The sequence below is a fragment of the Romboutsia sp. genome, from assembly GCF_051659545.1.
GTDB lineage: Bacteria > Bacillota > Clostridia > Peptostreptococcales > Peptostreptococcaceae > JBOFOR01.
Map to the genome: position 1 here is coordinate 1 of NZ_JBOFOR010000126.1, position 6816 is coordinate 6816.

A 6816-nucleotide genomic window follows, 5' to 3' on the forward strand; every position below is an offset into this window, starting at 1 on the left:
AAGTAAAAGTTAATACTTTGTATTGCTACAGATGTAGCAACTAAAATTTATCAGGAGCCGTATGCGAGGCCCGCACGTACGGTTCTGTGAGAGGTCTGAACTCGGGATTAATTACCCCGAGTTTTTCCTACTCGATTTATTTTTTTATTATTTCACATACAACAAGTAAATTTTTCACATAATAATTTTGTAATAGCTTTTTTACAAAGGAAGTGAAGAATATTAAGCATACAGAGCATAATAATTTAAATGACCAAAATCCATTAAATATGAAAGAACTTGATGAGGCTATGAATAGATTTGAACTTTCTAAGGAGACCACAGAAGATTTAGGTACAATAAGACGATACTTAGAAAGACTTATATTAATAATTGAGAGAAGTAGAATTAGAGATTATATGATGTTAACAGATAGTAAAAGAAGACTATTTACAATAAACCTTGTAGCAGGACTTGGTAAGGGATTTGGTCAAGCAATTGGATTTACATTTTTGGCAGCAATAGCAATTTATCTACTTACTAGTTGGATGAATTTGCCTATAATAGGAGAATACATAGCAAAAATAATGGATATAGTAGATAACTACAGAAAGGGAAAATAACCATGGATATAAATAAATACAAAAATGAGCTATTAGAACAAAAACAAAAAATAAGTAGCTTAATAGGAGAAATGCAGGATAATACTGTGTTTGGAAATACTACAGCTCACACTAGTGAAAAATACACATCAGGAGAATTGTCAAGTTATGACAATCATCCTGCTGATATGGGTACTGAAGTATATATGCAAGATATGCAAAACAGCTTAACAATTCATGAAAAAGGGCTACTAAACAACATAGAAGATGCACTATTAAAAATAGAAAATGGTACCTATGGAATATGTGACCAATGTAAAAATAAAATAGGTGAAGATAGACTAGATATACTACCTGAAACTAACCTATGTTCAAGTTGTGCAAAAACTCAACCACATTCACATTTAACTAGCAGACAAACTAATCAAAACCTTATAAATAAAGGTAATAGTTTTTATGATGATGTACTTTTAGAACTTAATGAAATGAATAAAATGCCTAATGATGAATCTGATATAGATTAAATCAGAGAAAAGAGGTAATCTGTAAATGAAAAAAATATTGTATAGTCTATCTGTATGCTTGTTTTTATTTATAGGTATATATTCGTATAATTTATATGAAGACAAAGATAAAGAAGTTACAAATTTTAATTTAGATTCAATAAATGATTATGAAGATATAATAATAAAAAGAGGAAGCGATGATGAAAAGATAATCGCACTGACTTTTGACGATGGACCTGACGAAGACTATACACCTCAAATATTAGATATACTCAAAAAATATGATGTTAAAGCAACTTTTTTTGTAGTGGGTCAAAAAGTAGGATGGAATCCAGAATTGGTAAAAAGAGAATTTGAGGAAGGTCATGAAATAGGTAATCATACTTTTACTCATATTAACGTATGTCATAGGAATTATGACGAAATATACAAAGAAATAACTAAAACTCAAGAGACTATTCAAAAAGTAATTGGAAAAGAGCCTAAAATATTCAGACCTCCATATAGAGCTATAAACAAAGAAATGTGTAGTATAGTCAAAGATAAAAATATGAATGTAGTTCTATGGTCAAACTTAGATCCAAGAGACTGGTCTAATCCAGGGGTGTATTATATAGCAAATACTATAATGACTAAAGCTACAAATGGAAATATTATACTTCTACATGATTATAATAATGTGAGAAGGTCAACTTCTCAAACTATCCAAGCTTTAGATTCAGTTATACCAAAGCTTAAAGAAAAAGGATACAAGTTTGTTACAGTGTCTCAGTTGATAAATCATATGGATAAACATTACCCAACTCAAAAATAAGAAATAACAGGCTTCCAATTAGGAAGCTTTTTTTTGTATAATAGTAATATGCAAAATTTTCTATGCATGACCTATGTGCAGATGAAATTATAAAAAGTTGGGAGGAAAAAATAGTGGCATACGAGTTAATAATAGTACTGTTAATAGGAATAGATCAATTATCTAAACTATGGGCGTTAGATTACTTAAAGGAAATAGGAAGTATACCGGTAATACAAAATGTATTTCATCTTACATATGTAGAGAATAGAGGAGCAGCTTTTGGAATGCTTCAAAATAATCAAACTATATTTATAATAGTTGCATTAGCGGCATCTACATATGGATTGTACTATTTACATACAAAAAAAGTTAATCTAATTGGAAAGTGTGGAATACTACTTATAATAGCAGGTGCAATAGGAAACCTAATAGATAGAATTAGATTAGGATTTGTAGTAGATTATTTTGATTTTAGAGTAATATGGGAATATATATTCAACATAGCAGATGTATTTGTAGTAGTAGGAACTATATTACTATGTGTATACATAATTTTCTATGAAGACAAAAAGGAAAAAAGATAAGTAGGTGTAAATATGGAAGAAATAAAAAAATTTTTAGTTATAGATGAAGAAGAAGGCGATAGACTAGATGTATATTTATCTAGTCAATTAGGAGATATGTCTAGGAGTTATATTCAAAAAATAATAAAAGACAAAAAAGTAAAGGTAAATAGTAAAGAAGAAAAGGCAAAATACTTAGTAAAAGAAGATGACAAAATAACTATAGAAATACCAGTACCTAAGCTTTTAGAAGTTGAGGCTCAAGATATACCTTTAGATATTGTATACGAAGATGATGATGTATTAATAATAAATAAACAACAAGATATGGTAGTACATCCTGCTCCAGGTAATTATGACGGAACTTTAGTAAATGCCATACTGTATCATTGTAAGGAAAAATTATCATCTATAAATGGAGTTATAAGACCTGGTATAGTTCATAGGATAGATAAAGATACTTCGGGACTATTGATGATAGCAAAAAATAATAATGCCCATAATTCTTTAGCGGAGCAACTTAAAGATCACTCTATAACAAGAGAATATGAATTTATTTGTCATGGCGTAGTTAAAGAAGATAAGATAACAGTGGATAAACCAATAGGTAGAAATCCAAAAGACAGATTAAAAATGGCTATAGTAAAGGATGGAAGACGTGCTGTTACCCATTTTGAAGTTGTAGAGAGATACGATAATTTTACACATATGAGGGCTAGGTTAGAAACTGGAAGAACTCATCAAATAAGAGTACATGCACTATCTATAAACCATCCTCTTTTAGGTGACCCAGTGTATGGACCTAAAAATACTAAATTTAAACTTAATGGACAAACACTACATGCAAAAAAACTAGGATTTGTACACCCTAGAACCAAAGAATATGTAGAACTTGATTCTAAATTGCCAAATTATTTCATAGATATAATTGGTAAAATAAAATAAAGCTTGAAAAAAACACTATTTAAATATATACTATTAATAATATAATACCTTTAAGTGATTCGGAGAAATCATAAGGCAAATAAAAATACTATATTATATAGTATATTTTGAAGTATATACAAGCTTCTTGTCTTATGATAAGAAGCTTTTTTTAATTGCACATAAAATACAATATATTACTAGGAGGTCACCATGAAAGAAAAGGCCCAATTAATGGATGAAAAAGCAATTGCTAGAGCTATAACAAGAGTAAGTCATGAAATAATAGAAAAAAATAAAGGGATAGAAGACATAGTTTTAGTTGGAATAAAGACTAGAGGAGTCCCTATTGCAAATAGAATCTGTAAAAAAGTAGAGCAAATAGAAGGTTCTAAGATAAACACAGGAGAGATAGACATAACTTTATATAGAGATGATCTAAAGAAAGTAGACCTAGATCCAGTAGTTAATGGTTCTAATATAAAATTCAATATTGACAATAAAATTGTAATACTTGTAGATGATGTTTTATATACAGGTAGAACGGTTAGGTCAGCTTTAGATGCAATAATGGATATAGGAAGACCAAAAGCAATACAATTAGCTGTTTTAGTAGATAGAGGACACAGAGAACTGCCAGTAAGAGCCGATTACGTAGGTAAAAATGTTCCGACATCAAAGCATGAAATAATATCTGTAAAGCTAGTTGAAACAGATGATGAAGATTCAGTTACAATAAAGGAATAAATATATAAACTATATTAAATATAGCCTTTTAATTCAGTACAGAGATACTGAAAAAGGGAGATTGATTTCTCCCAACACAAATTCAAGGGAGGTTTTTTTATGAAAAAAACAATATTATCATTACAACATCTATTAGCAATGTTTGGGGCTACAGTATTAGTTCCAATATTAACAGGGTTTAATCCTTCGGTAGCAATATTTTGTGCAGGTATAGGAACTTTAATATTCCACTTCTGTACAGAGGGTAAAGTACCAGTATTCTTAGGTTCAAGTTTTGCATTTATACCAGTAATATTAGCAGCAAAAGAAGCTTTTAATGGTGACTTAGCTTATGCACAAGGTGGCATAGTTGTAGCCGGTATGATGTATGTTATTATGTCATTTGTAGTTAGGGTAGTTGGAGTAGAAAAAATAAGAAAATACTTCCCAGCACAAGTTACTGGTGCAATGATAGCAGTCATCGGATTGAACTTATTACCAACAGCATTAGATATGGCTTCTAATAATATGTTAATAGGATGTATAACTTTAGGAATAGCACTAGGTATTAATAAATTTGCAAAAGGATTTATAAAGCAATTAGGTATATTAATAGCAGTGATAACGGGATATGTAATATGTTTAGCAACTGGTTTAGTAGATACAAGAACTATAGCAGAAGCAAGTTTATTTGCAATACCGCAGTTTACACTACCTAAATTTAGTTTTGAAGCAGTAGTAATAGTAGCACCTGTAGTTTTAGCTGTTTTCATGGAGCACGTAGGAGATATGACTACTAATGGAGCAGTTGTAGGTAAAAACTTCCTACAAAACCCAGGTCTTAATAAAACATTACTTGGAGACGGATTAGCAACAATTGTAGCAGGATTTTTAGGAGGACCAGCAAATACTACTTATGGAGAAAATACAGCAGTACTTGCGTTAACTAAAAACTATGACCCTGCACTATTAAGACGTACAGCATTATTTGCAATAGCTCTTGCTTGTATAGGTAAGTTTGGTGGATTCTTACAAAGTATACCAACTGCTGTAATGGGTGGAATAAGTATATTATTATTCTCTATGATAACTTTTGTAGGATGTAAAACAGTTAAAGATAGCAATTGCATACAAAATAAAAATAATATAGTTATAATTGTAGCTATTATGGTAATAGGTTTAGGAACTACTTATTTAAGTAACAAAGGTATAGTAATAGGTATACCTGTAACTGAAAGTGTAACAATAACAGGTTTAAGCTTAGCTGCAATAGTTGGAATTATATTAAATAGAATATTAAATAATAAAGAATTTAGAAATAGTGAAAAAGAAAAATCAAAAATACTTCAACCTAGTATAGGATAAAAGTATAATTAATAAAATACCTTGATTTTAAGATTATCAATCTTAAGATCAAGGTATTTTGTTTTTTTTTTGAATAAATCTTTAAAGCTAGGGAAAAATTTAATGTATCAAATAAAAAAAGTAGACAGAAATAGAAAAAATATAAAATAAAAATCTGTCTACAAACAACAAAAAAATGAATTAAAGTTCATTCAACAAACATCATAGGAGGACAATTATGAAGTTGAAAAAAGTAGTAGCAATACTAGCATCTATGGTAATGTGTACATCATTAGTAACAGGATGTTCATCAAAACCTAAAGAAGAAAAAAAGCTTTCTATAGGTATAGTGCTAGGAGAAGGAAGTGTAAATGACCAAAGTTTTAACCAATCTACATGGGAAGGGTTACAACAGGCTAAAAAAGACTTTAGAATAAATGTAAAATATTTAGAATCAAAGCAAGAATCGGATTACATACAAAATATAGAAACATTAGTTGATGAAGGCACAGATTTAATAATAGGTGTTGGATACCAACTAAAACCAGCAATAGAAAAATCAGCAGGGCATTATCCGGACATGAATTTTGCAATACTAGATGAGACATACGAAAAAATACCAGCAAATGTTATTCCAGTAGTATTCAAGGAACAAGAAGCTGCGTATTTAACAGGCATCATAGCAGCTAAGATGACTAAAACTAACAATGTAGGATTTATAGGTGGACTTCCAGCTCCAGGAGTTGTGAAGTATCATTATGGATATAAATATGGAGTAGAATCTACTAACAAAGATGTAAAAGTACATGAACAATATGCAAATACTTTTACGGATCAAGCTAAAGGTAAAGCAATAGCTAAGCAAATGTACGCATCTAACGTTGATATAATATTATCAGCAGCAGGAGATAGTGGAACAGGTGCTATAGAAGCGGCAAAAGAAAATAACCAATACGCAATAGGAGCAGATAGAGACCAAAGTGATTTAGCACCAAAAAATATAATAACATCTGCACTTAAAAAATTAAATGTAGCATCATATGATTTAGCTAAAATGTTAGTTGAAGGAAACTTCAAAGGTGGAACTGAAAAAGTATACGGCCTAAAAGAGGGAGCAGTTGGCCTACCAGAAAACACTAAAGATCATGTTCCTCAAGAGATATTAGATTATGTAAATAAAGAAGCAGAAAAAGTAAAGAATGGGGAAATAAAAGTACCTAAGAGTGAAGATGAATATAAAGCAGCAGTAAAATAAACTAAAAGCATAAAATAAATTAAAAACTATGAAGAATTATATTAAATTAATTCTTCATAGTTTTTTATGTTTATTATAATATAGCCCGAGAAGACTTTTATTTCTATCATGAGCAAGGGAT

At 29.9% G+C, this 6816-nt stretch carries 8 protein-coding genes; all 8 read left to right on the forward strand.

Features of this window, described 5'->3' with window-relative positions; all coding sequences use genetic code 11:
• Nucleotides 1-212 precede the first annotated feature (212 nt).
• Nucleotides 213-602: a DUF5665 domain-containing protein gene (locus ACRC03_RS07260; protein WP_438651896.1), complete on the forward strand. Its 390-nt coding sequence runs from the start codon at nucleotides 213-215 to the stop codon at nucleotides 600-602.
• A 2-nt stretch (nucleotides 603-604) separates the two neighbouring features.
• Complete coding sequence (locus ACRC03_RS07265) at nucleotides 605-1105, forward strand: TraR/DksA C4-type zinc finger protein (RefSeq protein ID WP_438651897.1); 501 nt, start codon at nucleotides 605-607, stop codon at nucleotides 1103-1105.
• A 25-nt stretch (nucleotides 1106-1130) separates the two neighbouring features.
• The gene (locus tag ACRC03_RS07270) at nucleotides 1131-1901 is read left to right on the forward strand and encodes a polysaccharide deacetylase family protein (protein ID WP_438651898.1); all 771 of its coding nucleotides are present in this window, start codon (nucleotides 1131-1133) and stop codon (nucleotides 1899-1901) included.
• Between the two features lie 113 nt (nucleotides 1902-2014).
• Complete coding sequence (gene lspA, locus ACRC03_RS07275; RefSeq protein WP_438651899.1) at nucleotides 2015-2467, forward strand: signal peptidase II; 453 nt, start codon at nucleotides 2015-2017, stop codon at nucleotides 2465-2467.
• A gap of 12 nt (nucleotides 2468-2479) precedes the next feature.
• A complete protein-coding gene (locus ACRC03_RS07280) occupies nucleotides 2480-3391 on the forward strand; it encodes an RluA family pseudouridine synthase (RefSeq protein ID WP_438651900.1) in 912 nt (303 codons plus the stop codon).
• Nucleotides 3392-3583: 192 nt separating this feature from the next.
• Nucleotides 3584-4117, forward strand: coding sequence for a bifunctional pyr operon transcriptional regulator/uracil phosphoribosyltransferase PyrR (gene pyrR / locus ACRC03_RS07285; RefSeq protein ID WP_438651901.1), 534 nt, complete (start codon nucleotides 3584-3586; stop codon nucleotides 4115-4117).
• A gap of 99 nt (nucleotides 4118-4216) precedes the next feature.
• Nucleotides 4217-5461, forward strand: a complete 1245-nt coding sequence (locus ACRC03_RS07290) for a uracil-xanthine permease family protein (RefSeq protein WP_438651902.1) — start codon at nucleotides 4217-4219, stop codon at nucleotides 5459-5461.
• Nucleotides 5462-5678: 217 nt separating this feature from the next.
• Nucleotides 5679-6695 carry a BMP family lipoprotein gene (locus ACRC03_RS07295; RefSeq protein WP_438651903.1) on the forward strand — a complete coding sequence of 339 codons (1017 nt, stop codon included), beginning with the start codon at nucleotides 5679-5681 and terminating at the stop codon, nucleotides 6693-6695.
• The last annotated feature ends 121 nt before the right edge of the window (nucleotides 6696-6816 follow it).

Bases quoted from the DNA above. Each gene is read 5' to 3' on its own strand.
- ACRC03_RS07280 (WP_438651900.1), top strand. From the start codon at position 2,480: ATGGAAGAAATAAAAAAATTTTTAGTTATAGATGAAGAAGAAGGCGAT.
- ACRC03_RS07290 (WP_438651902.1), top strand. From the start codon at position 4,217: ATGAAAAAAACAATATTATCATTACAACATCTATTAGCAATGTTTGGG.
- ACRC03_RS07295 (WP_438651903.1), top strand. From the start codon at position 5,679: ATGAAGTTGAAAAAAGTAGTAGCAATACTAGCATCTATGGTAATGTGT.
- ACRC03_RS07270 (WP_438651898.1), top strand. From the start codon at position 1,131: ATGAAAAAAATATTGTATAGTCTATCTGTATGCTTGTTTTTATTTATA.
- ACRC03_RS07265 (WP_438651897.1), top strand. From the start codon at position 605: ATGGATATAAATAAATACAAAAATGAGCTATTAGAACAAAAACAAAAA.
- pyrR (WP_438651901.1), top strand. From the start codon at position 3,584: ATGAAAGAAAAGGCCCAATTAATGGATGAAAAAGCAATTGCTAGAGCT.